Source organism: Alcanivorax sp. HI0083 (genome assembly GCF_001635175.1).
On the sequence record NZ_LWFX01000097.1, the window covers coordinates 1 to 874 of the forward strand.

Genomic DNA, 874 nt, shown 5'->3' on the forward strand with positions numbered 1-874 from the left:
CGGCGTAAGGCAGGCAAGCAAATCGAGCCAGCCGTGTTACCGCTTTCCCGTGAAGCCTGTGCGGTGCTGGAGCAATGCAGGCGACAATGGGGCGATTACACGACGGTATTTCATTCCCCAATCACTGGCGGCCCACTGACGGACGTTAAAAAGGGCTTTGCGGCGATTCTGGAAGATGCCGGGATTGAAAACTTCCGTTTCCACGACCTGCGCCACACATTCGCCAGCCGTTTGGTTATGGCTGGTGTGGACATTAACACTGTGCGCGAATTGATGACCCATGCCGACATTAAAATGACGCTGGTTTATGCGCACTTGTCACCAGACCACAAAGCGAAAGCCCTGGATATGGCTTTTGGGGGTGAGGGATGAAATTTAAAACCGCAGCCGAGGCTTGGGCATATTCACACCAGAACAATGAGGATCTGCTAGATCTACGCTGTAGTGGCCGCCAGTTCGAGGCCATGCAGATTGTTGAGGAACACCGGGAGAAGCACGAAAGCGGCGACAAAACCGCCTTGCCTTATGCCTTGGCGGCCTGCGCCCGTCACGGGCTGGTGATGCCTGACTGGCTAGCTGATGCGGTATACAACGGCATTGTGCGTTGGCACGACTTTGAGGCTAGGACGCTGGATGATGCGCTGGAGGTAGGACGCAAGAATAAGCGGGCATCTGACGAGATGAGATACCGGCGTCACGGGAAGGCGGTGTTTGATCGTGTTCTCAAGCGCCGCATCAAGGGGCAGGGCGTTGATTCTGGTATGTTTGATGACATCGCGAAGGAAATGGACTTTCCCGGTAATGGTGCCGGATTCTCTGGAGGAACAGCGAAGAACTGGTATTACCGATTCATTAAAGAAAACAAAATTTCCGT

Annotated in this window: 2 protein-coding genes; both read left to right on the forward strand. The window is 54.0% G+C overall.

The annotated features are described in order from the left end of the window. Nucleotides 1–372: site-specific integrase (locus A3754_RS01075; RefSeq protein ID WP_156496659.1), on the forward strand; the 372-nt coding region annotated here is incomplete at its 5' end. After that, nucleotides 369–874, forward strand: a 506-nt coding sequence (locus A3754_RS01080; RefSeq protein ID WP_156496660.1) for a hypothetical protein, incomplete at its 3' end; no start/stop codon positions are given. The genes A3754_RS01075 and A3754_RS01080, both read left to right, overlap by 4 nt.